This window comes from Haloferax volcanii DS2, from assembly GCF_000025685.1.
Lineage (GTDB): Archaea > Halobacteriota > Halobacteria > Halobacteriales > Haloferacaceae > Haloferax > Haloferax volcanii.
On record NC_013967.1, the window covers coordinates 1,181,515 to 1,206,475 of the forward strand.

General features: G+C 68.4%; 28 protein-coding genes. 13 read left to right on the forward strand and 15 right to left on the reverse strand.

Going from position 1 to position 24,961, the window contains the following annotated elements:
• Nucleotides 1-116: 116 nt before the first annotated feature.
• The 4 genes from HVO_RS10940 to tpiA all read left to right on the forward strand — a co-directional run bounded on the left by HVO_RS10940 (nucleotide 117) and on the right by tpiA (nucleotide 3,107).
• The gene (locus HVO_RS10940) at nucleotides 117-302 is read left to right on the forward strand and encodes a hypothetical protein (protein ID WP_004043641.1); all 186 of its coding nucleotides are present in this window, start codon (nucleotides 117-119) and stop codon (nucleotides 300-302) included.
• Nucleotides 302-1,720: a sensor histidine kinase gene (locus HVO_RS10945; RefSeq protein ID WP_004043640.1), complete on the forward strand. Its 1,419-nt coding sequence runs from the start codon at nucleotides 302-304 to the stop codon at nucleotides 1,718-1,720. The genes HVO_RS10940 and HVO_RS10945 overlap by 1 nt, the downstream gene beginning before the upstream one ends.
• Before the next feature lie 70 nt (nucleotides 1,721-1,790).
• The gene (locus HVO_RS20130) at nucleotides 1,791-2,312 is read left to right on the forward strand and encodes a multiprotein bridging factor aMBF1 (protein WP_013035531.1); all 522 of its coding nucleotides are present in this window, start codon (nucleotides 1,791-1,793) and stop codon (nucleotides 2,310-2,312) included.
• A 150-nt stretch (nucleotides 2,313-2,462) separates the two neighbouring features.
• Nucleotides 2,463-3,107 carry a triose-phosphate isomerase gene (gene tpiA, locus HVO_RS10960; RefSeq protein ID WP_004043637.1) on the forward strand — a complete coding sequence of 215 codons (645 nt, stop codon included), beginning with the start codon at nucleotides 2,463-2,465 and terminating at the stop codon, nucleotides 3,105-3,107.
• A gap of 44 nt (nucleotides 3,108-3,151) precedes the next feature.
• On the opposite strand, the gene HVO_RS10965 is transcribed toward tpiA, so the two are convergent.
• The 6 genes from HVO_RS10965 to aroC all read right to left on the reverse strand — a co-directional run bounded on the left by HVO_RS10965 (nucleotide 3,152) and on the right by aroC (nucleotide 11,134).
• Nucleotides 3,152-4,918, reverse strand: coding sequence for a helicase HerA domain-containing protein (locus HVO_RS10965; RefSeq protein ID WP_004043636.1), 1,767 nt, complete (start codon nucleotides 4,916-4,918; stop codon nucleotides 3,152-3,154).
• Between the two features lie 63 nt (nucleotides 4,919-4,981).
• Nucleotides 4,982-6,274: a DNA polymerase IV gene (gene dinB, locus HVO_RS10970; RefSeq protein WP_004043635.1), complete on the reverse strand. Its 1,293-nt coding sequence runs from the start codon at nucleotides 6,272-6,274 to the stop codon at nucleotides 4,982-4,984.
• Nucleotides 6,275-6,393: 119 nt separating this feature from the next.
• Nucleotides 6,394-6,822 (reverse strand): HTH-type transcriptional regulator LrpA1, encoded by a 429-nt coding sequence (lrpA1, locus tag HVO_RS10975; protein WP_004043634.1) that lies wholly within the window; start codon nucleotides 6,820-6,822, stop codon nucleotides 6,394-6,396.
• A 117-nt stretch (nucleotides 6,823-6,939) separates the two neighbouring features.
• On the reverse strand, nucleotides 6,940-7,878 hold the full coding sequence (locus HVO_RS10980) for a thiamine pyrophosphate-dependent enzyme (RefSeq protein WP_004043633.1): 939 nt from the start codon (nucleotides 7,876-7,878) through the stop codon (nucleotides 6,940-6,942).
• Between the two features lie 3 nt (nucleotides 7,879-7,881).
• A complete protein-coding gene (locus HVO_RS10985; RefSeq protein WP_004043632.1) occupies nucleotides 7,882-9,777 on the reverse strand; it encodes a 2-oxoacid:acceptor oxidoreductase subunit alpha in 1,896 nt (631 codons plus the stop codon).
• A gap of 199 nt (nucleotides 9,778-9,976) precedes the next feature.
• Entirely contained in the window at nucleotides 9,977-11,134 is a 1,158-nt protein-coding gene (aroC, locus tag HVO_RS10990) for a chorismate synthase (RefSeq protein WP_004043631.1), read from the reverse strand.
• A gap of 106 nt (nucleotides 11,135-11,240) precedes the next feature.
• Between aroC and HVO_RS10995 the strand changes: the two genes are divergently transcribed.
• On the forward strand, nucleotides 11,241-11,771 hold the full coding sequence (locus tag HVO_RS10995; protein WP_004043630.1) for a DUF6653 family protein: 531 nt from the start codon (nucleotides 11,241-11,243) through the stop codon (nucleotides 11,769-11,771).
• Here the strand turns inward: HVO_RS10995 and HVO_RS11000 are convergent.
• A complete protein-coding gene (locus HVO_RS11000) occupies nucleotides 11,760-12,080 on the reverse strand; it encodes a hypothetical protein (RefSeq protein ID WP_004043629.1) in 321 nt (106 codons plus the stop codon). The genes HVO_RS10995 and HVO_RS11000 overlap by 12 nt on opposite strands.
• Nucleotides 12,081-12,146: 66 nt before the next feature.
• Nucleotides 12,147-13,439: a 3-phosphoshikimate 1-carboxyvinyltransferase gene (gene aroA, locus HVO_RS11005; protein ID WP_004043628.1), complete on the reverse strand. Its 1,293-nt coding sequence runs from the start codon at nucleotides 13,437-13,439 to the stop codon at nucleotides 12,147-12,149.
• A 324-nt stretch (nucleotides 13,440-13,763) separates the two neighbouring features.
• Between aroA and HVO_RS11010 the strand changes: the two genes are divergently transcribed.
• The gene (locus tag HVO_RS11010; RefSeq protein ID WP_004043627.1) at nucleotides 13,764-14,939 is read left to right on the forward strand and encodes a M24 family metallopeptidase; all 1,176 of its coding nucleotides are present in this window, start codon (nucleotides 13,764-13,766) and stop codon (nucleotides 14,937-14,939) included.
• Between the two features lie 33 nt (nucleotides 14,940-14,972).
• Here HVO_RS11010 and HVO_RS11015 read toward each other — a convergent pair whose 3' ends face one another.
• Nucleotides 14,973-15,494 (reverse strand): hypothetical protein, encoded by a 522-nt coding sequence (locus HVO_RS11015; RefSeq protein WP_004043626.1) that lies wholly within the window; start codon nucleotides 15,492-15,494, stop codon nucleotides 14,973-14,975.
• Between the two features lie 166 nt (nucleotides 15,495-15,660).
• A complete protein-coding gene (locus HVO_RS11020; RefSeq protein ID WP_013035467.1) occupies nucleotides 15,661-16,506 on the reverse strand; it encodes an SDR family oxidoreductase in 846 nt (281 codons plus the stop codon).
• Between the two features lie 145 nt (nucleotides 16,507-16,651).
• Between HVO_RS11020 and HVO_RS11025 the strand changes: the two genes are divergently transcribed.
• The 4 genes from HVO_RS11025 (at nucleotide 16,652) to HVO_RS11040 (ending at nucleotide 20,392) form a co-directional block, all read left to right on the forward strand.
• Complete coding sequence (locus tag HVO_RS11025) at nucleotides 16,652-17,470, forward strand: prephenate dehydrogenase/arogenate dehydrogenase family protein (protein ID WP_004043624.1); 819 nt, start codon at nucleotides 16,652-16,654, stop codon at nucleotides 17,468-17,470.
• Nucleotides 17,471-17,557: 87 nt separating this feature from the next.
• Nucleotides 17,558-18,961 (forward strand): small ribosomal subunit Rsm22 family protein, encoded by a 1,404-nt coding sequence (locus HVO_RS11030; protein WP_004043623.1) that lies wholly within the window; start codon nucleotides 17,558-17,560, stop codon nucleotides 18,959-18,961.
• A gap of 104 nt (nucleotides 18,962-19,065) precedes the next feature.
• Nucleotides 19,066-19,857, forward strand: coding sequence for a 5'/3'-nucleotidase SurE (surE, locus tag HVO_RS11035; protein ID WP_004043622.1), 792 nt, complete (start codon nucleotides 19,066-19,068; stop codon nucleotides 19,855-19,857).
• A 310-nt stretch (nucleotides 19,858-20,167) separates the two neighbouring features.
• Nucleotides 20,168-20,392 (forward strand): hypothetical protein, encoded by a 225-nt coding sequence (locus HVO_RS11040; protein WP_004043621.1) that lies wholly within the window; start codon nucleotides 20,168-20,170, stop codon nucleotides 20,390-20,392.
• A 2-nt stretch (nucleotides 20,393-20,394) separates the two neighbouring features.
• Here the strand turns inward: HVO_RS11040 and HVO_RS20930 are convergent, their stop codons facing one another.
• The gene (locus HVO_RS20930; RefSeq protein ID WP_013035245.1) at nucleotides 20,395-20,646 is read right to left on the reverse strand and encodes a hypothetical protein; all 252 of its coding nucleotides are present in this window, start codon (nucleotides 20,644-20,646) and stop codon (nucleotides 20,395-20,397) included.
• An 84-nt stretch (nucleotides 20,647-20,730) separates the two neighbouring features.
• Between HVO_RS20930 and HVO_RS11050 the strand changes: the two genes are divergently transcribed.
• Nucleotides 20,731-21,537, forward strand: coding sequence for an aminoglycoside N(3)-acetyltransferase (locus tag HVO_RS11050; protein ID WP_013035309.1), 807 nt, complete (start codon nucleotides 20,731-20,733; stop codon nucleotides 21,535-21,537).
• A gap of 63 nt (nucleotides 21,538-21,600) precedes the next feature.
• On the opposite strand, the gene HVO_RS11055 is transcribed toward HVO_RS11050, so the two are convergent.
• The 4 genes from HVO_RS11055 to HVO_RS11070 form a co-directional block, all read right to left on the reverse strand.
• Nucleotides 21,601-22,026 (reverse strand): OsmC family protein, encoded by a 426-nt coding sequence (locus HVO_RS11055; protein WP_004043618.1) that lies wholly within the window; start codon nucleotides 22,024-22,026, stop codon nucleotides 21,601-21,603.
• A 96-nt stretch (nucleotides 22,027-22,122) separates the two neighbouring features.
• Entirely contained in the window at nucleotides 22,123-22,764 is a 642-nt protein-coding gene (locus tag HVO_RS11060; protein ID WP_169331104.1) for a LysE family transporter, read from the reverse strand.
• A 180-nt stretch (nucleotides 22,765-22,944) separates the two neighbouring features.
• Nucleotides 22,945-23,256, reverse strand: coding sequence for a chorismate mutase (locus tag HVO_RS11065; protein ID WP_004043616.1), 312 nt, complete (start codon nucleotides 23,254-23,256; stop codon nucleotides 22,945-22,947).
• Nucleotides 23,253-24,122: a shikimate kinase gene (locus HVO_RS11070; RefSeq protein WP_004043615.1), complete on the reverse strand. Its 870-nt coding sequence runs from the start codon at nucleotides 24,120-24,122 to the stop codon at nucleotides 23,253-23,255. Before HVO_RS11070 ends, HVO_RS11065 begins: the two co-directional genes overlap by 4 nt.
• Nucleotides 24,123-24,269: 147 nt before the next feature.
• Between HVO_RS11070 and HVO_RS11075 the strand changes: the two genes are divergently transcribed.
• Nucleotides 24,270-24,698: a DUF5796 family protein gene (locus HVO_RS11075; RefSeq protein WP_004043614.1), complete on the forward strand. Its 429-nt coding sequence runs from the start codon at nucleotides 24,270-24,272 to the stop codon at nucleotides 24,696-24,698.
• Entirely contained in the window at nucleotides 24,698-24,934 is a 237-nt protein-coding gene (locus tag HVO_RS11080) for a DUF7508 domain-containing protein (RefSeq protein WP_004043613.1), read from the forward strand. The genes HVO_RS11075 and HVO_RS11080 overlap by 1 nt, the downstream gene beginning before the upstream one ends.
• The last annotated feature ends 27 nt before the right edge of the window (nucleotides 24,935-24,961 follow it).

Below are 24,961 nucleotides of genomic sequence, written 5' to 3' on the forward strand. Positions count from 1 at the left end.
ATCACCAGTTACCGTCCTCAAATGATTCTGAATTATACTACACACCGTCTGTATCGGGGACGATACCGGCGTTCGATTCGGTTATCTTCAGTTTTGAATCTGGAGCGTGTTCGGCCGTGACGCGCTCGCACGACGGCGTTCTCGACGTGGGGTGCGGCCCGAGACGCGCCGGCGGGGCCGATATCGCCCGCGACGGCGCGGCACAGTCCGTCGAGTTCGTGACCGAACCGGCGGGCGTCTCGGTGGCGACTCGCCGGCCCCGAACGCGGGACCGACCGCCGTACGCGACGCTCAGCGACTGATGTTCGTCGTCGACGCGGCGGGAACCGTAATCCACGCGAGCGACGAGTTCGCGGCGCATCTCGGCGCGGACGCCGCGGCACTCCGGGGGCGACCGCTTTCCGGCTTCGTCGGCGACGGGGACTGGCCGGACGTTCGCGGGACGCTCGACGCCGTGCGAAGGGCGAGCGGGTGGGAGAGCCGTCGGTGCCGCTGTCGGCTCTCGGCGGGTGACGACGGGCCGGCGGTCGGGGACGCGCCAGCCGAAATCGACATCGAACTCGAGTTCGCCCCGTACCGCGGCGACGGCGGTGGTTATGGGGACGGGGACGGCGACCGCTTCGACTCCGACTCCGACGCGAACCGGGTCGTCGGCGCGGTCTGCCGCGAGCCGTCCGAACCGACGACCGCGCGGCTGCACACCGAGCGCGACCGCTTCGACCACCTGTTCGACCTCATCGACGACGCGGTCATCGAGTTCGAAATCGTCGGCATCGAGCCGGTCGTTCGGGCGGTCAACCCGGGGTTAGAGAGCGTCTTCGGCTACGACGCGGACGAGATTCGCGGCGAGTCGCTCAACGACTTCATCGTCCCGCCGGACGCCGACGACGAGGCGGTCGACTTCGACCAGCGGACGGCCGACGGGAAGGCAAATCACGCCATCGTCACCCGGCAGACCGCGTGGGGCAGACGCGAGTTCCTCTACCGTGGCATCCCGTACAGTCGCGGCGACGGGAAGCAGTACGGCTTTTCCATCTACTCCGATATCACCAGCCAGCGCCGGGCCAGAGAGCACTTACAGGTGCTCCAGCGCGTCCTCCGGCACAACCTCAGAAACGAGATGAACGTCGTCCTCGGGATGGCCGAGGAGATACGCGAAGCGACGGCCGACCCGCGCGTCGACCACGGGGCCGCGCGAATCGCCGACCACACGGAGACGCTCCTCCGAGTCAGCGAGAAGGCCCGGACCGCCGCGGCGGTCCTCGACGACCAGCGTCCCGACGAGGTGATCGATGCGACCGAGACGGTCCGCGCCGTCGTCGAGCCGCGGCGGACTCGGTTCCCCGCCGCGACGTTCGACCTCGACCTCCCGCCGTCGCTCCCGGTGTCGGTCGGGCCGAAACTCGCGCAGGCGCTCGCCAACGTCGTGGAGAACGCGCTCGAACACACCCCCGAAGACGTGACGGTCCGCATCGAGGCGAAGCGCTGCGAGAACGACGCGACGCTCCGCGTCAGCGACGACGGCGACGGTATCCCCGAAATCGAGTGGGCGGCTGTCTTCGGTGACGAGGACATCACGCAACTCAGCCACGGCTCCGGGCTGGGGCTGTGGGTCGTCAAGTGGGTGGTCGAATCCGCGGGCGGCCGCGTCGATTACGACCGACGCGACGGGTGGAGCACCGTCCAACTGACGCTCCCGCTGGCGGACGGGAGCCGGTAGCGCCCCCGCCCCGAGCGATTCGGTGGCCGGTGGCGTGCCTTTTATACGCGGCGGGCGGGTACGTGAGTGTATGCCTCAGTGCGAGATGTGCGGCTCCGACCAAGCCTCTCTGAAGACTGTGAAGGTCGAAGGCGCAGAACTGCAGCTGTGTGACGACTGCGCCGAGTTCGGCACGGAGGTCCGCACCGAGTCGACTTCCAGTGCGAGCACGAAGTACTCCACCACCTCCTCGTCGGGCTCGAACTCCTCTCGCTCCTCGGGGTCGTCTTCCTCCTCGTCGTCGAAGACGCGCCGCCGCGACATGTTCGACGACATGGACGAAATCGCGACCGACTACGACGACCGCATCCGGCAGGCGCGGGAGTCGCGCGGGCTGAGCCAAGAAGAGCTCGCCCAGTCGCTCAACGAGAAGGCGAGCCTCATCCGCAAGATCGAACGCGGCGACATCATGCCGCCGGACTCCGTCCGGAAGAAAATCGAGCGCAAGCTCGACATCTCGCTGGTCGAAGGCGAGAGCGACGACGACTCCGAGTGGTCCGGCGGCGGCTCCACGACCACCACCCTCGGCGACGTGATCAAACGGAAGGACTAATCGGAAGCGCCCGACGCCGACCCGTCGCGGGACCCGCGCGACCGAACCCTTCGATTCGTCCATCACGATTTTCCGCCCGCGAGACGCCGTCTCGTGGCAATCGCATCCACGAAAACCAATCTATTAGTCTCGCCGGACGCGAGTTCGATTGTGTTCATCCTAGTCAACCTCAAGGCGTACCCGTGTGACCCCATCGAAGTCGCCACCGCCGCGCGCGACGTGGCCGAGGCGTCCGGCGTCCGCATCGCCGTCTCCCCGCAGGCGGCCGACATCTCCCGCGTCGCAGACACCGGCGTCGAGACGTGGGCCCAGCACGTGGACCCGAACGGCCACGGCAGCCACACCGGCAGCACCCTCGCCGAGGCCGTCGCCGAGGCCGGCGCGGTCGGCACGCTCATCAACCACTCCGAAAAGCGCCTGAAGCTCGCTGACATCGACGGCTCCGTCCAAGCCGCCGAGCGAGCGGGCCTCGAAACCTGCGTCTGCGCCAACAACCCCGCCCAAATCGGTGCGGTCTCCGCGCTCGGCCCCGACTCGGTCGCCGTCGAGCCGCCGGAACTCATCGGCGGCGACGTCTCCGTCGCGACGGCCGACCCCGGCATCGTCACCGACGCCGTCGACGCCGCGGCCAACGTGGACGAGGACGTGGAGGTCTACTGCGGCGCTGGCATCTCGACCGGCGACGACGTGGTGACCGCCGAGGAACTCGGCGCGTCCGGCATCCTGCTGGCCTCCGGCGTCGCCAAGGCCGACGACCCGCGCGCGGCGCTCGAAGACCTCGTCTCCGGGCTGTAAACTGTAACGGCGTCGAAAACCGCCGGGACCGAACGACGGCTGGACTACTCGCCGTCGGCTTCTTCTTCGACGAACGACGCCTCGATAGCCGCGACCGTCTCCCGAAGTTCGTCGTCGCCCAAGAGGTCCGCGTACTCGTCGCTCACGAGGTCCGGCAGCGCGTACTCGTATTTCCCGCGGCCGGCGTGTCTGATGAATCCCGCCCGACGAAGCGACCGGTTTCGTCCGTAAGCGAGGTGCTGGTCGCCGGTCTCGCCCGCGGCGACGTGGGCCGCCAACGGGTCGGAGACGCCGCGCTCGCGGTAGTGCGCGAGCATCCCGTGGTGGGCGTCGCCCAGCGCGTCGATGATGGCCGTCATGCGGTCGACGACATCGCGGCGGCTCTCCGCGCCCGGCGCGGGATGGAGTTCGGCCGGTTGGAAGTCGCCCATCTCGGCGTCCGCCAGCCACGACTCGTCGCCGGCCGATGGGGCCGCCTCGCTCGCCGCGCCCGCGCCGCTCGGCCCGCCCGTGCCGTCGGCCGCCGCCTCGTCGCGCTCGGAGAGCAGTCCGTGAGTCGGCCACGGCGGTCCGGAGGGCGCTTCGAGTTGTCGGGGTGGCGCGTCCGCGTCTGCGGCCCCGTCGTCGCCGGAACCGGCGTCGGCAGCCGCGTCCGCCACGTCGCCGTCGGCACTTCCGTCGTACTCGCCGAGGGCGGCCTGCTTGTCGGCGGGGCGGTTGAGGTTGCGACCGTCGCCGCCGCGGTAGGGCGCTTCGGCCTTCTGGAACATCGCCTGCGCGAACTGGTCGGCCATCCGCGAGAGGTCCCGCGCCTCCTCTAACTCCCGTTCGAGCTGTCGAATCCGCGCGTCCTTCTTGTCGATTTCCTGTCTGAGGTCTGCGATGCGGCTCTCCTGTCTCGCCTTCTCGTCGGAAATCTCCTTGAGGTCCGACACGAGGTCGCCGTCGACGGACTTCAGGTCGGGGCGCTCGAAGTCGTCGAGGCCGGGGGTCGCGCCCGCGTCGAACGTCTCTTTCTTGTGGAACTGCACGCGCCGAATCGACTCGGACCAGTCGGTGACGAGGAAGCCCTCGCCGTTACCCATGTCCTCGATGGCGTCGGCGTACTCCGAGCCGAGGATGCGCCCGACGACCTTGGTGTCGTTGCGCCACGTGAGGCGGTGCCAGACGAGCCAGTCGCACTGGGTGATGAAGTCCTTTTTCACGTCGGCGGGGCGCTGGGAGATGCCGACGACGCCGAGGCCGTGTTTGCGGCCGCGCTTTCCGATTTTGATGAGCATCTTGCCCGCCTCGTCCATCCCGCCCTTCTCGGGGATGTACTCGTGGCACTCCTCGATGAGCATCAAAAACGGTTTCTTGAGCTTCTTTTCCTTCGCGAAGAGGTGTTTTGCGACCTCCGTCACCAGTTCGTCGGAGGCCGCGTCGTCGAGGTAGCCGGACACGTCGAGGATGATGGGCACGTTCTGTTCGAGCGCGAGCGTGGCGAGTCGCTCGGCGTGTTCGGGACTCACCTGGATATCGCACTCGTCGTCGGCCCCGGCGTGGAGCAGTTCGAACTCCTGTTTGAGGCCGTAGTACTCGCCGTCGGTGTCGACGATGAGCACCGGGAAGTTCGCCGACAGCAGGTTCTCGATGATGACCGACGCCGTGTTCGACTTGCCCGACCCCGACTTGCCCGTGACGAACCCCCGGCCGGTGAGGATGTCGACCACAGGCAGGTCGACCGTCGTCCCCGGTTCTTCGGTTCCCTCTCCCCCTGGACCGTCGCTGATCTCGGCGACTGAGATGGTTTCCGTGTCCGAATCCGTCATCCGGTTTGGTGGACTCCCTCGGACGCCATAGTTCCTCCCCCTCGCCCCGTCGGTCCCGCGGAGTCAGTCGAACTCGACGAGCGACGACTGGCCGCCCCGCGAGGGGGCCTCGCCGCCGGTGTTCGGGGGCTCGTCGCTCACGCGCTCGTCGCCGTCGCCGCCCGTCTCGCCCGCCTCCGCGGACTCCCAGCCGTCGAGGCTCGACTGGTCGGCGTCCGCGAAGGAGAGCTTCGAGACGCGGACGCCGAGCTTTCGGACGGTCGTCTCCGCGAACTCGGCGTCGAGCAGGTCGAGCGCGACCGACTCGACGAGTTCGGGGTCGTCGACGGGCCCGGAAAGCGACGTGGCTCGCGTGTTGATGTCGAACGGCGGGACGACCACCTTGATGCCGATGGTCCGGTACATCGCCCCGCGAGAGCGCGCGCGGTCGGCCACGTCGGCCGCGAGGGCGCGGACGACCTCCCGTTTGTCTTTGATGTCGTCCGTCGGGTCGGTGAACGCCGACTCCCGCGAGAGGCTCTTGGGCCGGCCCGTCGGCGTGACCGCCCGGTCGTCGTAGCCGCGCGCCCGCTCGTGGAGTTCGCGGCCGCGGGAGCCGAACTCGGCTTCGAGGACCGCGGCGTCGGCGTCGGCGAGATCGCCCGCCGTCTCGATACCGAGCGACCCGAGCTTTCGGGCCGTCACGGGGCCGACGCCGTGGACCTCCTCGACCGAGATGGGCGCGAGAAACGACCGCACCTCGCCGGGGCGGACGACGACCAGCCCGTCGGGTTTGTCGAAGTCGGAGGCGATTTTCGCGGTCGACATGTTCGGCGCGACGCCGATGGAGGCCGCGACGCCGACCTCGCGGGCGATGCGCTGTTTCACGTAGCGGGCGAAGCCCTCCGCCAGCGTCCGGTCGCCCGAGGCCGCGAGGTCCCACGCGGTCCGGTCGGTCACGTCGAGGTAGGCCTCGTCGATGCTCACCTCGCGGACCACGTCGGCGCAGTCGTGGAGAATCGCCTTCACGTCGGCGGCGACGCTCTTGTAGAATTCGAGGTCGACGGTGCGGTAGTGGCCCGCCGCCGCGGGGTCGTCGCCGGGCCCGAGGTCGTCGATGCGCGGGAGGCGTTCGAGCGCCGTCGAAATCGGCTGGGCGCTGTCGACGCCGAACTCGCGGGCCTCGTAGCTCGCGGTGGCGACCGCGCCGTGGCCCTCGCCGGGCTCGTAGCCCATGCCGACGACCACCGGCTCGCCTTCGAGTTCGGGTTCGCGCAGGCGCTCGCAGGCGGCGTAAAAGCAGTCCATGTCGACGTGAAGGACGATGCTGTCGGGACCGTCGTCGTCGGCCGTGCCCGGCAGCGTCTCCTCCACCATGGTCGAGTGGACGGGCGCGACGCACCTGAAGCTTCAGATAGCGCGGCGAACGTAACGCGGGAGGGAACGGGCGCGGCGAGTCGGTCGCGGTCGTCGGCTTCTCGGCCGAGCCGGGCGCGTTACTTCAGTCGCTCTTGGAGGAACGAGGGGTGTGCGGCCGTGACGCCGTCGATAGACAGAATCTCGTCGGAGATGACGTCGCCGAGGGAGTCGCCGTCGACGGCGCGGACCTCGGCCATCAGCATATGGTCGCCGGAAGAGGTGTAGAGCGCCTCCACCGAGTCGAGTTCCTTGAGGATGCGCGTGACCTCGACGTAGCGCTCGCTGGTCGCGTCGATGCCGACCATGGCGATGGACTGTCCGGCGAGTTTCTTCGGGTCGATGTCGGCGGAGTAGCCGATGATGACGCCGTCGTCTTCGAGTTTGCGGATGTACTTCCGAACCGTCGGCTTCGACACGTCCGCCCGGTCTGCAATCTGGGCGTACGACGCTTTCGCGTCTTCCTCCAAGACCGCGAGGATGCGTCCCTCCGTGGACGTGGTTTCCATGCCCGTTGGTTTTCCTACGGGAGAAAAATATCTTGCGAATCCGAAAAGGGTTCTCGGTCACATCGAACCGGCGCGGCTATCGGCCGAAAACCGAGCGCCGAGACGGCGTCGGCGGCGTTACTTGTGCTTGTCGAGGAAGTTGTCGAACGTCCGCTCCCACTCGTAGGAGTCGTCGAAGTAGCGCTCCGCGAGCGGCTCTTCGGGCATCTCGCCGATGCGCTGTTTCTCCTGCTGGTAGGACGGGCGGTCTTCGTCGACGTAGTACCGGCCGGTGAGGACGGTGCCCTCGTGGAGGGCGTTTTCCGTCTCGAACATCATCTCGGAGGCCTCCGAGCGGTTCGTGTTGTCGAACTCGTAGTCGTCGGAGTCGTTGATGTCGATGTACGGGACGTACTGACGGGCGTCCTTGTTCCACGTCGGACACTGCGTGAGGAAGTCGACGTGGGAGAAGCCGTCGTGCTGGATGGCTTCCACGATGATGTCCTTCGCCTGGTTCGGGTTGACGGCCGCGGTCCGCGCGACGTACGACGCCCCGGCGTTCAGGGACATCGAAAGCGGGCGCAGCGGCGTCTTGGCCGAGCCGTGGGGTTGGGTCTTCGACTTGTGACCCATCGGCGAGGTGGGCGAGGTCTGGCCCTTCGTGAGGCCGAAGATCTCGTTGTTGAACACGATGTAGGTGATGTCGTGGTTCTCACGAGCGGTGTGCATGAAGTGGTTGCCACCGATGCCGTAGCCGTCGCCGTCGCCGCCGGCGGCGACCACGGTCAGACCGGGGTTCGCCAGCTTCGCGGCGCGGGCGATGGGCAGCGAGCGACCGTGGATGGTGTGGAACCCGTAGCTGTTGAAGTAGCTGTTGAGCTTGCCGGAACAGCCGATACCGGTCGTCACCATCATCTCGTCGGGCGAGAGGCCGAGTTCGGCCGCCGCGCCCTTGAGCGCCTTGAGGACACCGAAGTCACCGCAGCCCGGACACCACGTCGGCTGGGGTTCGAGTCCGGGGGTGAACTCGTTTTGGTCCTGCTCCGTTTCTTCACCGATTGCGCTGAATGCACTCATGATTTATTCACCCACCTTGGGGACGAACTTCGTGCGGTTGTCTGGGAGCTCCTCGCCTTCGAGGAGCGCCGTCTCGAAGCCCTCGATGATGTCGGCGGGCTCGAACGGGTTGCCGTTGTACTTGAGGAGACTCGACATCTGGTCGCCGTAGCCGCCGAGTTCCTTGGAGATGAGTCCGCGGAACTGGGCGGAGGCGGTCATCTCGACGACGAGCGCCTCGTCGACGCTGTCGAGGAAGTCCGCGACCTCCTGTTTCGGGAACGGCATCATCTCGGAGACGCCGAGGACCTTGACCGAGTGGCCCTTCTCGTTGAGAACGTCGGCGGCCTCTTCGACGGTGCCCTGCTGGCTGCCGAAGGTGATGAGGCCGAGGTCGGCGTCTTCGTCGCCGTGGACCGTGTTGAACTCGCCGTCGGCGTCGAGTTCGGCGCGGATGTTGTCGACCTTCTGCATGCGGCGGTTCATCTGCGCGACGCGGTTCTCGGGGGACTCCGAGATGTGACCCGCGGGCATGTGCTCGTTACCCGTTGCGAGGTAGCGACCGCCCTTCTGGCCCGGCAGCGACCGCGGCGAGACGCCGTTTTCGGTGTCGTGCTGGAAGCGCTGGTACTTGCCGGAGTCGTCGTGCGGCGCGTCTTCGAGTTCCGCTTCCGTCAGGACCGAGCCGAGGTCGGCGTTCGGCTCCTCGTCGAAGACCGACGCCGGGACGTTCGAGAGCTCGCCGCCGAGCTTCTGGTCGTAGAGGACGATGGACGGAATCTGGTACTCGTAGGCGATCTGGAACGCCTTGCGCGTCTGGTAGTACGCCTCGGCGGCGTTGCCGGGCGCGAAGACGATGCGGTGGGAGTCGCCCTGCGAGGTGTACAGAACGTGTTCGAGGTCGGACTGCTCGGGCTTCGTCGGCATCCCCGTCGAGGGGCCGGCGCGCATGGCCTCGACGAGCACGAGCGGCGTCTCGGTGATTTCCGCGAGACCGAGCGGCTCGGACATGAGCGAGAAGCCGCCACCGGACGACCCGGACATCGCCTTGACGCCCGCGTGAGAGGCACCGATTGCCAGCGCGGCCGCGGCGATTTCGTCCTCCACCTGCTCGGAGATGCCGCCGAGCTCGGGGAGGTTCTGGGTCATGATGGTGAAGACTTCCGTCCACGGGGTCATCGGGTAGCCCGCGATGAAGCGGCAGCCTTCGTCGATGGCACCGTACGCGATGGCGTCGGAGCCGGAGAGAAGCACCTGCTCTTCGTCGTGTTCGCCGGTCGGCGCGGACACGTCGGGAGCCTCGACGTCGTACTCCTCTTGGACCATCCCGTAGGCGTCGTCGAAGACGGTCAGGTTGGGTTCGAGAATCTTGTCGGGCATCGCGTCCGACATCAGGCTCTTGATGACGTCGGGTTCGATGCCGGCGATGGCGCACGTAACGGCGACACCGGCGGTGTTGCGCATGACCTCGCGACCGTGCTCGCGGGCGATGGTGCGCAGGTCGATGTCGTAGACGTGCCAGTCGTTCTCTTCGACGCGCTCGTCGAAGTCCTCGATTTCGGAGGCGTCGAGCAGGCCGGAGTCGTAGACGATGACGCCGCCTTCGTCGAGTTCGTCGAGGTTCTCCGACAGCGGCTTGATCTCCTCGTTGCCGTAGTAGGCACCCTCGCTCGGGTTGCGGGCGAAGGAGTCACCGAGCGCGAGGAGGAAGTTGTACCCGTCGCCGCGGGACTTGACGGGGTCGGCGCTGACGCGCACTTCCGTGTACGTGTGGCCACCGCGGATGCGCGACGGATAGTGTCGATGCGTGAAAACGTGTAGCCCCGCTCGCATCAGGGCTTTGGCGAAGTTCTGGCTCGTCGAGGCGATACCGTCACCGGAACCCCCTGCGATACGCCAGATAAGTTCGTGGTCAGTCATATGTTGAGCTCACGGCCCCGCTGGGGCGCTACCTGAAAAGTTGGGGAGGGTCCGATTAAAGACTTTGCTATGGATTAACAAGTAAAGATAATGAAGGTCTTAATATTGTTAAACTGACTCACTCTCCCACCGTCGAAAGTGGACGAACGGACTGTCACGCCCGCGGAATAGAGTGAACGATAACTCGGAATCGGGTTCGCTACTCGTTGTCGGGACTCGACGGGTGGTACGGGGTGTCGTACTCGCCGGCCCGCCCGTCGAGGCGGTCGGGGTTGATGCGTCCGCCGAGGAGCATGAAGTCGAGGACGGTCACGTAGAGCATCGCCTCGACGACGGGGACGCCGCGGGGCGGGAGCACGGGGTCGTGCCGGCCGACGACCTGAATCTCCTTTTCCTCGCCGGTCTCCCAGTCGACGGTCCGCTGTTTCTTCGGGATGGACGTGGGCGCGTGGAGCGTCAGTTCGCCGTACACCGGCTCGCCGGTGGTGATGCCGCCCTGGATGCCACCGTGGTTGTTGCCGACGGGTCGGGGGTCGCCCTCCTCGTCGAACTCCCAGTTCTCGTTGCGGTCGTGGCCGGTCCACTCGCGGGCCTCGCGGCCGAGGCCGAACTCGAACGCCGTCGCCGCCGGCACCGACATGAGCGCCTGTCCGAGCCGCGCGGAAAAGGAGTCGAACCGCGGCGCGCCGAGGCCGCGCGGGACGCCCTGCGCCTCGAAGTAAATCGAGCCGCCGATGGAGTCGCCTTCCTTCTGGTACTCCTCGATGAGCTCCTGCATCTCCGCCGCCGTCTCGGGGTGCGCGCAGCGAACGTCGTTTTCCTCCGTGTGCTCGCGCATCTCGTCGAACGACACCTCGGGCGCTTCCACGTCGCCGATTTGGTTGACGTGCGCCTTGATTTCGATGTCGTGGTCGCTCTGCTCGATGACCTGCTTGGCCACCGCGCCGGCGGCGACCCAGTTCACCGTCTCGCGCGCCGAGGAGCGCCCGCCGCCGCCCCAGTTGCGCGTGCCGAACTTCGCCGAGTACGTGAAGTCGCCGTGGGAGGGCCGCGGCGCGGTCACGTACGGCTCGTACTTGCCCGAGCGGGCGTCCTTGTTCTGGACGACCATCCCGATGGGCGTACCCGTCGTGTAGCCGTCCTGCACGCCGGAGTTGACGACGACGGCGTCCGGTTCGCCGCGGCTCGTCGTAATCATCGACTGGCCGGGTTTCCGCCGGTCCAGTTCCGCCTGTACGTCTTCGACCGACAGCTCCACGCCGGCGGGACAGCCGGATATCGTGACGCCCATCGCGTCGCCGTGGCTCTCGCCGTAGGTGGTCATCCGAAAGAGACGACCGAATTCGTTGCCGTTCATTACCCGCCCCTCGGGTGGCCGCCCATTTAGTGTTTGTAGAAAGGTGCAATCGTGGGCGGGGGTTCGGCGCCCCCACGTTCATGCTCGACGCGGACGAACCGAGCGTATGGATTCACCGCCCTCCACCGACCCCGCCGCCTCCGCTCTCGACTCCGACCCCGCCGCCGCGTCTCCTTCCGCTTCCGGCCTCCGCGACCGCTTCGAAGCGGCGTTCTGGGAGCGCCACGCCAGCCCGTGGAGCGCCGGCACGCGCATCCTCGTCTACCCGGTGTTGATGTACGCCGTCTACCGCCGGGACCGCCGGCTCTTTCTCGCCGCCGTCGCCTTCATCGCAGTCAACCCGGTGTTGTTTCCGCGGCCCGCGCGCACCGACAACTACCTCAGCCGAATCGTCCTCGCAGAGCGCGCGTGGCTCGACGCCGGGCGGGGGACGATGGGGCTCGACTACCCGAACGTGCTCAACCTGCTCAACGTCCCGGTCACGCTCTACGCCGTCGTCTCGGCCATACGGCGCAGGCCGGTCGGCACGCTCCTCGGCACGCTCGGCGTGATGGTCCTCAAACTCTGGTGGGTCGACGCCGTCGTGAAGGAGACGGGCGTGACGGGCCGCGGCCCCGACGCCGACTCAGCGGAGTGAGTCGATCGTCGCCGTGGCGAACGGAATCAGCATCTCGTCGGGGTGGAGGCCGCCGTGCATGGCGACGAAGTCGAGTTTGCCCCCGTCCTCGTCGCCGTACCAGACGCCGAGGTCGCGGTGGACGACCACGCGCGACACGCCGTCGTAGCCGTCGGTCGCTTCGGCGGGGAGTCGCGGCCCGGCGTCCGCGCCGGGCAGGTCTGCGACGGTCCCCGGAATCCGCGAGAAACACCAGTCGTCGTAGGCCGGCAGAAGGTACTCGCCGTCCGACCGTCGCTCGCGGAGCGCCTGCGCGTCGGCGTCGAACATACCACCGTCGGCGTGCGTGCGGGCGAAAAAAGTTCCGTCCGTGCGGGTCGCTGTGGGGTCGCGCCTTCAGTGCTCGGTCATCTCGGCTCCGAGGTCGCGCATCGCCTCGAAGAAGTTCGGGAACGACACGTCGACATGTTCGCTGCCCGCAATCGTCGTCTCGCCGTCCGCGACGAGGCCGGCGACGGCCAGCGACATGACGATGCGGTGGTCGCCGCGGCCGTCGACCGCCGCGCCGACGAGGTCGGTCTCCCCGCCGTGAATCGTGAGGCGGTCCCGCTGTTCGGTGACGTTCGCGCCCATCTCAGCGAGTTCCTCCGCCATCGCGCTCACGCGGTCGGTCTCCTTGAACCGGACGTGCTCGCAGTTCTCGATGACCGTGTCGCCGTCGGCGATAGCGCCGAGGACCGCGATGGTCGGCAGCAGGTCGGGCGTGTCGCCCACGTCCACGGTCGTCCCCGTGAGGTCGGCCGCGGAGACCACCAGTTCGCCGGCGTCCTCGTCCCAGTCCACCGTCGCGCCCATGTCGCGGACGATGTCGACGATGGCGCTGTCGCCCTGCGCGGACGGCCGCGCGCCCTCGATGACAACGTCTTCGCCCTCCGCGCCGGCGACCGCGCCGGCCGCGAGCAGATAGGAGAGAGACGAGAAGTCGCCGGGGACGCTGTACGCGCCGCCCTCGGGGGCGTACGACTGGCCGCCGGGGACCGAAAAGCCGGCGTCGGTCCGGGTCGCTTCCACGCCGAAGTCGGCGAGGAGTTCGAGCGTGATATCGACGTACGGCGAGGATTTGAGTTCCGTCGTGAGTTCCACGTCGATGCCCTCCTCCGTGACCGCGCCGGCCATGAGGAGCGCCGTGATGAACTGCGAGGACACGTCGCCGGGAATCTCGACCGTGCCGCCGGTCATGCCGTCGCCGACGACGAGCGGGGCCTGCCCGTTGCGGCGCGTGCTCTCGGCGCGGCCGTCGAGGTCGAAGACGGCGTCGAGAAGCGGGCCGTGGGGCCGCGACCGGAGCGACGCGTCGCCCGTGAGGACCGTCAGGCCCTCTCCGAGGGCGGCACAGCCGGTGACGAGGCGCATCGTCGTCCCCGAGTTCTCGCAGTTGACCACGTCGTCGGGCGTGCCCGGGCGGCCGCCGAAGCCGGCGACCTCGACCGTCTGGCCGTCGCAGTCGACCGACCCGCCGAACGCCTCGACCGCGCGCATGGTCGCCTTGGTGTCGGCGCTGACGAGCGCGTCGCGGACGACCGCCTCGTCGCTGTAACCCGCGGCGAGGACGGCTCTGTGGGTGTAACTCTTCGACGGCGGCGCTCGGGTGCGTCCGGCGACCCGAGACGGGGTGACGTGCGCGTCCATACGCGAGGGGTCGGCAGGGTCCGGTATCAGGGTACCGGACGCGGCGACGTTCTCCCGGACGGCAACGGCGACGCGGTCGCTCGATTTCGTGTCTGCCAACAAACATATATCGCGGGAGAGCGTATCGTACGTCCGGTGGAACCTCACCGTCGAAGCGGACCGTTGCGCCGGCGAGCCACGCGACGCTCGCATGGCGGTCGCGGCGAGTTCCGGCGGTCAATCCGCGGCGCGTCTCTCGCTCGAAGAGGCGTGTCGCGGTGCCGATACCGGAACCCGCCGACCGCGACGCGAGAGTTTTACTACCGGCCGGGCGAACCCCGGCGTATGGAACCCGATTTCTCACCGCTGGCCGAGTTCCTCGGCGACGAGTTCGACGGCTATCTCATCTCGGCCGACGGCAGCGACTCCAACCAGCTGTATCTCTCCGGGTTCGACGCGCCGGACCCGTACGTGACGCTCTACACGCCCGCGGGAATCCACCTCCTCGTCTCGACGCTGGAGTTCGGCCGCGCGAAAAAGGAGAGCCGCGCCGACACCGTCTCTCGACTCTCGGACTACGACTACCGCGACAACCACGCCGAACACGGCGCGGTCGTCGGGAAGGCCAAGACGGTCGCGGCGTTCCTCGCTGACCACGGGGTCGACTCGCTCGCGGTCCCCGCGGACTTCCCGCTCGGCACCGCCGACGCCCTGCGCGAGGAGGGCGTCGCGGTCGACGCCGAGACCGACGACGTGCTCACGAACATCCGCGCGGTGAAAGCCGACGAGGAAGTCGAACGTATCCACGCCGCACAGGACGCCAACGAGGCCGCGATGCGCGCCGCCGAGGGGCTCATCCGCGACGCCGACGTGGCCGACGACGGCACGCTCACCTACGAGGGCGAACCGCTGACGAGCGAGCGCGTCAGAGAGGAAATCGAGGTGACGCTCCTGCGCCACGGCTGCGCCCTCGACGAGACCATCGTCGCCTGTGGAGCCGACGCCGCCGACCCGCACGACCGCGGGAGCGGCCCGCTCCGAGCCGACGAGGCCGTCATCATCGACATCTTCCCGCGCGACAAGGAGACGAAGTACAACGGCGACATGACCCGGACGTTCGTGAAAGGCGAGCCGTCGCCCGAGATACGCGAGTGGTTCGACCTCACCGAGGAGGCGTTCGAGGCCGCTCTCGACGCCGTCGAACCCGGCGCGACCGGCAAAGACGTCCACGACGCCGTCTGCGACGTGTACGAGGCGGCCGGCGAGAGCACGCTCCGCGCCGACCCCTCGGCGGAGACCGGCTTCATCCACAGCACCGGCCACGGCGTCGGCCTCGACGTGCACGAACTGCCCTCGCTGAGTCCGAGCGGCGAGGAGCTTCGGCCCGGTCACGTCATCACCATCGAGCCGGGGCTGTACGACCCCGAAATCGGCGGCGTCAGAATCGAGGACCTCGTGGTCGTCACCGAGGACGGCTACGAGAACCTGACGGAGTACCCGGTCGAGCTCGTCGTCGAGTAGCCGGCGCGACGGACGCGAAACCGGCGTGAAAACTTAGCTGTCGAGGGCGTTGTCGCCGGTCGGGCTGCCGGCGGGCGACGCGTCGGTCCACCCGGAGTTGGCCTCGCGCCACTGTTTCAAGAGGTCCTCCAGCGCGTCGCCCGTCTCGGGCGTGAGCACGCCGGCGGCCTGTCGGACGACCGTCCCGTCTTCGATGAGAAGCGCGTAGATGTTGCCCTCCCCGAGCAGTCCGAGGCGGCGCTGGAGCGCGGTCTTGTCCACTCGCGCGATGAGCGCGTTGTCGTGGGTTCGGCTCCGGGCCGCCTCCGGAGACATCCCGCCGCCGGACATCGGCGGCATCATCCCGCTTCGCCCGCCGAGGACGAGCAGTTCGTAGTACTCGAAATGCCCGTACGTCTCGCACAACTCCTTTGCGAACCCGCGCCACGACCCGACCAACGACTGCTGGCGGCGGTCGAAGCTGATGAGCACGAGCGTCTGTTCACCCTCTAGGTCGTCCGGGAGGACGACCTTCTGACCGCTCGTGTCGCGTGTCGGGAGGCGAGGGAACTCCATGCGCTATGCGATTCCCCACCGGTAGTTAAGTCTAATTGCCGATTCGGTAGAATATCGCGTCGGAGAGACCGGGTTCACAGCGCCGACGCATGAACTCATCGCACAGTATTTCGAGTTCATCGAACATAAACGTCCGCCTCCGAGCCTCAGCGCCGATAACCGGTGGTCAGCGCTCGTAGTCCGGGTCGAACAGCTGGGCCGACATCGGCCCCGGTTCGCTGCCCTCGACGACGGCGTACGACGAGAAGTCGTCGACGCCCGCTTCGGACAGCAGTTCCTCGTCGTAGAACGCGTTGCCGGTACAGTCGGTCGGGTCGCGCGAGAACAGTTCGGCGACGGCGTCGCACATAATCTGCGGGGTGCGCCAGTCCTCGGGCGTGCCCATCCCGAAGTGTCGCGTCGCCTCGGACTCGATGGCCGCGACCGGCCACAGCGCGTTCACGCCGACGTCGTCGGCGTCGAGTTCGCCCGCGAGCGACTGCGCGATGAACGTCATGCCGTACTTCGAGAGCGCGTAGGCCACCTTCCCCGGGGCGGGGCGGGCGGGCATCGGCGGCGAGAAGGTGACGACGTGGGCGTGGTCGCTCTCGCGGAGGTGCGGGAGCGCGGCGTGTGTGGTGGCGTACGCCCCGCGAGCGTTCACGTCCATGAGGAGGTCGAACCGCTTCGGCGGCGTGTCCTCGAAGCCGGCCATGTGAATCGCGCCCGCGTTGTTGACGACGAAGTCGATGCCGCCGAAGGCGTCGACCGTCTCGTCGATGGCGGTCTGCACGGAAGCGTCGTCGCGCACGTCGAGTTGGCACCAGATGGAACTGCCGCCGCGCTCGCGTATCTCCTCCGTCGTCTCGACGATGGTCCCGGGGAGGTCCTCGCGCCCGTCGACGGTCTTGCCCGTCGAGACGACGTTCGCGCCCCGGTCGGCCAGGTCGAGCGCGATGGCCTTCCCGATGCCGCGACTGGTTCCCGTGATGAAGGCCGTCCGACCCTCGAAATCCACATCATCGAATGCCATAGTTTCTTATCGGTCATCGGCCACTTGATGGTTCGTACACCGGGCGTCGGTTGAACGTGGTTTGCGGGTCGGGCGCAGGTGGGCGTCTCGCCACACCCGCCGCCACCGATTCCCTTTTGCCCGCCGCACCTCCACACCCGTACCGATGGACGTGCTCATCGTCGGCGCGGGCGCAATGGGACGCTGGTTCGGCCGCACCGTCGACGCCGACCTCGCGTTCGCCGACGCGGACCCCGAGAGCGCGGTCGCCGCAGCGGACGCGCTGGGCGGGCGGGCGGTCCCGCTGGACGGCGACGAGCGGTTCGACGTGGTCTGTCTCGCGGTCCCGATGCGCCTCGCGGCCGACGCCGTCGCCGACAACGCCCACCGCGCGGACGCCGCGATGTGCGACGTGACCGGCGCGATGAAACCCCCGGTGGTGGCGATGCGCAACCACCTCCCCGACCGCGAGCGACTCAGCCTCCACCCGCTTTTCGCCCCGCACAACGCCCCCGGCAACGTTGCCGCCGTCGCCGACGAATCGGGGCCGAAGACGGACACCCTGCTCGCCGACCTCGACGCGGCCGGCAACCGCGTCTTCGAGACGACGCCCGAGGAACACGACGCGGCGATGGAGACGGTGCAGGCGGCCGCCCACGCGGCCGTCCTCGCGTTCGGGGTCGCCGCCGACGACGTGCGCGAGGAGTTCGCCACGCCGATTTCCGCCGCGCTCGACGAACTCGTCGCCTCGGTGTCCGGCGGCACCCCGCGCGTGTACGCGGACATCCAATCTTCGTTCGGCGGCGGGGCCGACCGCGTCGCCGACGCGGCCCGCGCGCTCGCGGCGGCCGACGACGAGGCGTTCGACGACCTCTACCGGCGCGTCTCCCGCGGCGACTCCGGTGTGGCCGCTGGAGCCGACCGCGTCGCCGACGACCGCAGTCGCGACCGCGACCAGACCGACAAGCACGACCCTGTCGAGTGACGAGGGAAGGGAGACGCCGACGCCGACGCCCCGCGGCGGGCCGACAGCTCCCGCGCGGGCGACGGCGACTCGCTCCACAGCCCACCGATGATAGACAGAGACGCCGTCCGCGACAACGCGAAGTACCTCAGAAACGTCCGCCCCGTCGACCCCGACGAGATAGCCGACTACATCGAGGGCGCGCCCCACCCCGCCGTGGTGAAACAGACGCTCCGCGAGGAGGCCCACGACCTCGGCCTGTTCGAGCGCGAGGACGGCACGTTCGTCCCCGCGAACGCCGACCCCGCGCCGGTTCGGAACTGGTCGCCCGCGGCCTTCCCCGACGACTACTCCTTTGCCCTCGAAGACCTGCTCATCGGGCGCTACGGCGCGAACTGGCACGTCGGTGAGTCGGGCGACCGCCTCCGGGAGCGCGTCCGCCAACTGAAAGAGGACTACTACCGGGGCAACTCCGTCGAGTACGACGAGGACGCCGCGCTCGGCTACGCGATATACCACCTCCCGGACTACTACGCGGCCGTCGGCTACGTCCTCTCCGACCTCGCGGAGCGGAGCCTACTCCCGCGAAAACCCCGCGTGCTCGACGTGGGTGCCGGAACCGGCGGCCCCGCGCTCGGCCTCCACGACTACCTCCCCGACGATTCGGTCGTGGACTACCACGCGGTCGAACCGAGCGCCTCCGCGGACGTGCTCGACCGGATGCTCGGCGAGACGCGCCGGAACTTCCGGACGACCGTCCACCGCGAGACCGCCGAGGCGTTCGCCCCCGACGGCGAGTACGATATCGTCCTGTTCGCCAGCGTCCTGAGCGAACTCGACGACCCCGCCGCAGTCGTCGAAAAATACCTCGACGCGCTCGCCGCCGACGGCGCAGTCGTCGCCATCGCGCCGGCCGACCGGAACACCAGTATCGGCCTCCGCGAGGTCGAACGCGAGGTCGCGCCGGCCGACGGCGACGTGACGGTGTACTCGCCGGCGCTCCGCCTCTGGGACGGCTACGCGCCCTCGGACCGCGGCTGGTCGTTCGACGTACGGCCCGACCTCGACGTGCCGGGGTTCCAGCGCCGCCTCGACGAGGGGCGCGCGGGCGACGAGGACGAGGGCACCTTCGTCAACGTGGACGTGCAGTACTCGTACAGCGTCCTCCGCACCGACGGCGAGCGCCGCCTCGACGTGCGCGGCAACCCCGCGCGGTTCGCCAAGATGGCCGAGATGGAACGCCACGTGACGAACCGCATCGACCTGCTGGCGGTCAAACTGAGCCACGACCTCTCGGAGGGGAACAACCAGGTGTTCAAAATCGGCGACGGGAGCGAGGCGGTCGACCACTACGCCGTCCGCACGCGCGACACCGTGCTGAACGCCGACGTGGCCGACGCCGACTACGGCGACGTGCTCGTCTTCGAGAACGTCCTCTCGCTCTGGAACGACGACGAGGAGGCGTACAACCTCGTCGTCGACGACGAGACGCTCGTCGACCGCGTCGCCTGAGCGGGCCGCGTCGTCTCCGGCGTCCGACCTCGCCCGCCCGCTGACAACCCTGTCGCGCCCCGCCCGACGGGTGGCTTTTTGCGCGCTCCGTCCCCAGACGGACCATGAGCGAACCCAGCATCCTCCTCACTAACGACGACGGCATCGAGAGCGTCGGCTTCCGCGCGCTCTACGACGCCCTCTCGGAGTTCGCCGACGTGACCGCGGTCGCGCCCGCGACGGACCAGAGCGCGGTCGGCCGGAAGATGTCCACCGACGCGGTCGTCGCCGAGCACGAACTCGGCTACGCGCTGGAGGGGACGCCCGCCGACTGCACGGTCGCCGGGTTGGAGGCGCTGTGTCCCGACGTGGACATGGTCGTCTCCGGCATCAACAAGGGAGCTAACATCGGCGCGTACGTCCTCGGCCGGTCGGGGACCGTCAGCGCCGCCGTCGAGGCCGCGTTCTTCGACGTGCCCGCCATCGCCCTCTCGCTGTACGTCCCCGCCGGCGGCGACCTGCCGTGGCACGAGAAGGCGACCGACCCACGGGACTTCCGCGAGGCGACCAACGCCGCGTCGCACCTCGTCAAACACGCCGAACCCGCCGGCGTCTTCGAGCAGTGCGACTACCTCAACGTCAACGCGCCCGTGTCCGGTCCCGACGGGGGACCCGCGGACATGCAGGTGACGGTTCCCTCGGAGCTGTACGACATGACCGCGGAGTTCGAAAACGGCACCGTGAAGCTCCACGACCGCGTCTGGGAGCGGATGGAAACCGGCGATATTCCGGACCCCGACGGCACCGACCGCCGGGCCGTCGTCGAGGGTCGCGTGTCGGTCTCACCGCTGACCGCGCCGCACACGACCCACCGACACGAGGCGCTGGACGCGCTCGCCGAGACGTATCTGGAGTGAGCGAAGCGGGAAGCGGGCAACAAAGCGTATACCGGAGGGGCCTGAAGCGCCGACGAGACCGATGACTCCGGTTCTTCAGGCCGCGGGTGCCGGTCGGGAATCGTCACCGGCTTCCTCGTCGCTATCGCGGTGCTGTTCAGCCTCCCGCTCGTCATCCTCCTCCTCGGTCGGCTGTTCGAGCGGTTCTTCTGAGGCCGCGAGTCCGGGCCTTGCGAACGGAGCGACCAATCGACAATTCGCGGGCTATCTCGCACCCGACAGCCCGACAGCCACCGTAGTCTTTTCACCAGTGAGCCATCTGTTAGGTGACATGAACCGCGACGAACTCAACGACTATCTGAAACAGCGGCCGCTCTTGGGAGGTCTCTGGCTCGTCGCGATGCTCGGTGTGGCCATGGTGCTGTGGCTGAAACTGCTCCGCCCGGGGCAGTCGGTCGTCGACATCGTCTCGAACACCGGCTACCAGTTCGTCTTTCTCGTGACGGGCGGACTCTGTTACGTGACCTACGTCGGCTTCTCTCGAGCGGTGAACTGACGTTATTCCGACACCGCCCGCCGACTGTCGACCAGCAGTTTGTACGCGAGGCCGACGACGCCGGCGAACACCGCGAGCGCCCCGGCGAGCGAAGCGACGATTCCGAGCGCGAACATCAGTCCGAACCCGTAGCCCGCGAGGGCGAACGTGCCGATGGTCAGCAACACCCAACCGCCGACGATGACGGCGAACAGCGCGATGGCGTCGTCTTCGGTCGCGTAGCGGAGGGCGTCACGGGCGGAGACGCGTGACATGTCGAACGCGTTGCCGGGGGCGAACGTGGTCCTTTCGGTCGACCGACACCAAAGATTGAATCCCGGGCCGGCCGACGGACGCGTATGTCCGAAGCAGACGCCGTCGAGCGCGTGGACGAACCCGGAACCGTGGATTCGCTCGCCGCGGACCTCCGCGCGCTCGGCGTCGAGCGCGGCGACACCCTCCTCGTCCACTCGTCGCTCAGTTCGCTCGGCTGGGTCGCCGGCGGCCCGCAGGCGGTCGTAGACGCCCTCCAGACGGTGCTGACCGACGACGGGACGCTGGTCATGCCGACCCACACCGGCCAGTACACCGACCCGTCGGTGTGGGAGAACCCGCCGGTCCCCGACGACTGGGTCGAAGTCATCGGCGAGTCGATGCCGCCGTTCCGCCCCGACGTGACGCCGACCCGCGGGATGGGCGCGGTGCCCGAGTGCTTCCGCAACTATCCCGGCGTCGTCCGCAGCGAGCATCCGACGGTCTCCTTCGCGGCGTGGGGCGCGGCCGCCGAGGAAATCGTCGGTGGCCACGAACTCGACTACGGCCTCGGCGACGGGTCGCCGTTGGCGCGGGTGTACGACCGCGGCGGCGACGTGCTCTTACTCGGCGTCGGCCACGGGAACAACACGTCGCTCCACCTCGCCGAGCACCGCGCGGACTTCGAAAAGACGCGGACGAGAGAGCGCGCGCCGCTGCTCCGAGACGGCGAGCGCGTCGTCGTCGAGTACGACGACATCGAGGTCGAGACCGACGACTTCGAAGCGGTCGGCGAGGCGTTCGAGAGGCAGCGCGGCGCGACCGAGGGGCCGGTCGCGGCCGCGACGGCGACGCTCCTCGACCAGCCCGCGCTGGTCGATTTCGCCGAAGACTGGTTCGAGTCGAACCGCTGAAAGTGGGGTGTCGCGGCCGACTCGGTCGGCTCACAAAAACAACACGGCAGGCGACGCGCGCCCTCAGGCGAGCGTCGCGGTCAGCGTGAGTTCCGGCCCGGCGAGCGCCTTCGACACCGGGCAGTTTTCCTTTGCGCGCTGGGCGAGGTCGTCGAACGTCTCCTCGTCGATGCCGGGCACGTCGGCGTCGAGCGTCAGGTCGATGCGCGAGATTTCGAAGCCGCCGCCGTCGGCCGGGTCAAGATGCACGTCGGCCGCGGTGTGGAGGCTCGTCGGCGCGTAGCCCTCGCCTTCGAGGAACGCGGTCAACTGCATCGAGAAACAGCCGGAGTGGGCCGCGCCGATGAGCTCCTCGGGGTTCGACCCGAGTTCGTCTTCGAACCGCGTCGGGAACGTGAACGTCCCCTCGACGGTCCCGCTCTCGGTCGAGAACTCGCCGCTTCCGTCTTTGCCGCCGGTCCACGTGGTCTCCGCCTTGTGCGTGGGCATGACACGCACACTACGGTCGCAAGCGATATGGAGATAGCGGCGACGAAGCGTTCGAGGGGACCGAACCGGCGGGATGCGGAGGTACCGGGTGGCCCGTCACAGGCCGCTCCAGAGCGCCGCGACGCCGAACCCGACGATGACGACGCCCGCGAGTTGGTTCACCCGACGGAGGACCGCCGGGGTGACTCGCTCCCGGACGCGGTCGACGGCGGCGCTCAGGACGAACCACCAGAGCGCCGACCCGGCGAAGACGCCCGCGACGAGGACTGCCGCCGCGAGGTAGTCGCCCGAGACGCCGACACCCAAGCCGGCGAAGATGCCGACGAACGCCAGTATCGTCACCGGGTTCGTCAGCGTCAGGAGGAACGTCGACCCGAAGTCGGCCGCGAGCGTCCGGGCGTTCGAGTCGGGCGACACGACGGCCGACTGCTCGGTCGTCGGTGCCGACTCGACGGACGCCGGGTCGCCCCGAATCGACCGGATGCCGATGTACAGGAGAATCGCCCCACCAGCGAGCGCGATTGCGTTGCGGTGGCCGAGCAGCACCGACGAGAGCGCGGCGAGGCCGAACCCCGCGATGGCCCCGTAGACCGCGTCCGCGGACGCCGCTCCGAGTCCGCTGACGAAGCCGGAGCGCCGGCCCTTAGAAAGCGTTCGCTGGATGCACAGGACGCCGATTGGACCGACCGGCGCGGCTATCGAGACGCCGAGAACGAGTCCGCGGGCGAAGATTCCGATTGTGGCGGTTAATAGACATCACCTTCGTGACCGCTCCGATGCGTCGCCGGGTGATAGCTCTATGAGCTGTTGACGCTTCTCTTCGGCGTTGGATTAGGAACCAGTGCGATGTCCGTTCTCGCATACGGGCTCGGAAGTCGTGTTGTCCTGTTCAAAAATAGGTCGTAACATCGATGCATTCTACCGATTCTGCCGCTGTTCGGCCTTGTTCATCTCGATGAGCAGTCTGAAAATCGCCTTCACGAGGTTCGAATCGACCTCGAAGTGGGCCGCGTTCTTCCCGGCGCGCTCCATCACGCGCTCTTCTTGGGACTCGTCGGTCGTCGGCAGGTCCTTCTCGGCTTTGACCTTCGCCACCGTGTCGGCGACGTAGGTTCGACGGGCGATGAGTTCGACGATGCCGCGGTCGATATCCTCTATCTCCTCGCGGAGTTCGTCGAGGGACATGTCCTGAAACGATTCTGCGGCGGCGTCTACGGTTTCGTCTGTCATTGGATTCGTGCTCCGTCGGTTCGGGTGGTCGTCAGTCGGGTCTCCCCCTCGCGGGCGTCCCACAGTTCCTTGACGCGTTCGAGGTCGGTTCGGTCGCCGACGGCGACGACGCTCGGGCCGGTCCCGGACAGCGAGACGCCGTCGGCGATGGGCATCGCCTCGACGGCGGGGTCGGTCGGGAAGTCGAGCGCGGCCGAGAAGGCGAGGCCGTTGACGGTCATCGCCTCGGCGTAGCGGCCTTCGAGCGCGAGGTCGGCCACGAGGTCGGCCATCGGGGCGACGTTCTCGCAGCGGCTCACGTCGGCGTCGGCGCTGTAAGCGCGCTCCGGGGGCGTCCACACGAGCACGTCCCAGTCGACCTCGTCGCGGGCGATGAGGCCGTCTTCGGTGTTGTCGGTGACGACGACGCCCCCGACCATGGAGGCCGCGGCGTCGTCGAACGCCCCGGTGGCGGTGACGCCGACCTCGCGGGCGGCGCGGACGCCCATCCGGCAGGCGTCGAGGCGGGAGATATCGGCGTCCGGGCCGGGGCCGACCGAGCGACCGAGCGCCGAGAGCGTCGCCAACACCGTCGCGTTGGCGGCGGCGCTCGAACTCTTGAGGCCGGCGGCCATCGGCAGGTCGCTTTCGGTCTCGACGGTGCCGCCCTCGCCGTCACCGAACGCCTCGATGGCGAGTTCGACGCAGCGCTCGACGAGATGCGCGTCGGCGTCCGGGGCTTCCGCGATGCTGCCGCGGACCTCGCCGGAGTCGTCCAGTTCGACCGACGCGGTGGTCTCCGCGTCGATGGCGAACGCGGAGCCGGTCGCCGTCGCGAGGGCGTTCAAGACGGTGCCCGCCCCGAGGGCGGTGGCTCGGCCGTGCATACTTCGGGGAGGTCGGCACACCGTGTTATGTGTGGCGGTCCGTGCCGTTTTCGCCCGTAGGTTCGGGGATGCGGCGGCGGAAGCGACGCCCGGCGCGAGTCGTCCCGAGACGCGACGCTTTTGCCGTCCCCGGAGCAACGGTGAGCCATGCGCGCCCGCAACGACATCGCCCCGAGCACGCTCGGCGTCGAGCTCCACGACTACGGCGTCGAGGTGGAGTACCTCGACAACCGAACCACAGTCTACCGGGGCGTCCCCCAGGCGGTCACGGGCACGCTCGCCACCGCCCCCGGCAAGGAGGTCCACGTCCTCGTCACCGACCCCACCGAGACGGAGGGCGTCATGATGTACGTCAACGACCTCACGAGCCACGACGAGGTGCTCGAATCGAGCGGCGTCGGCCGCGTCATCCTCGGTGAGGACGAAGAAGAGGAGCTGTTCCCCGGCGTCCTCGTCCGCCGGGTGCCCGGCCACCGCTTCGAAATCGAGGCCGACCCCGAGGTCGCCCGCGGCCGCGTGTTCGTCTTCGTCGAGGACGACTGGGGCGAAGACTCCTACGAGTTCGTCGCCGAGTGATGCTCCGGAAGCGCTGGGAGCCGCTGGAAACGCGGACCGTCGGCAAGGCTCCAGAGGCCTACGGCTACTACGAACTCGGCGACGCCGACGGCGACCTCGTCGGCCGCGGCGTGGGCGTCCTCCGCGACGAACTGAAAGAGGCGCTCGCCTACGGCGACGCCGAGCGCGTCCGCTGGGAGCGCGCGACCTCGCTGGACCACGCCGAGCGACTCGCGGACGAACACGACCCGGCGTAGCTCTCGCGCTCGCCGCCGTCGCCGCCG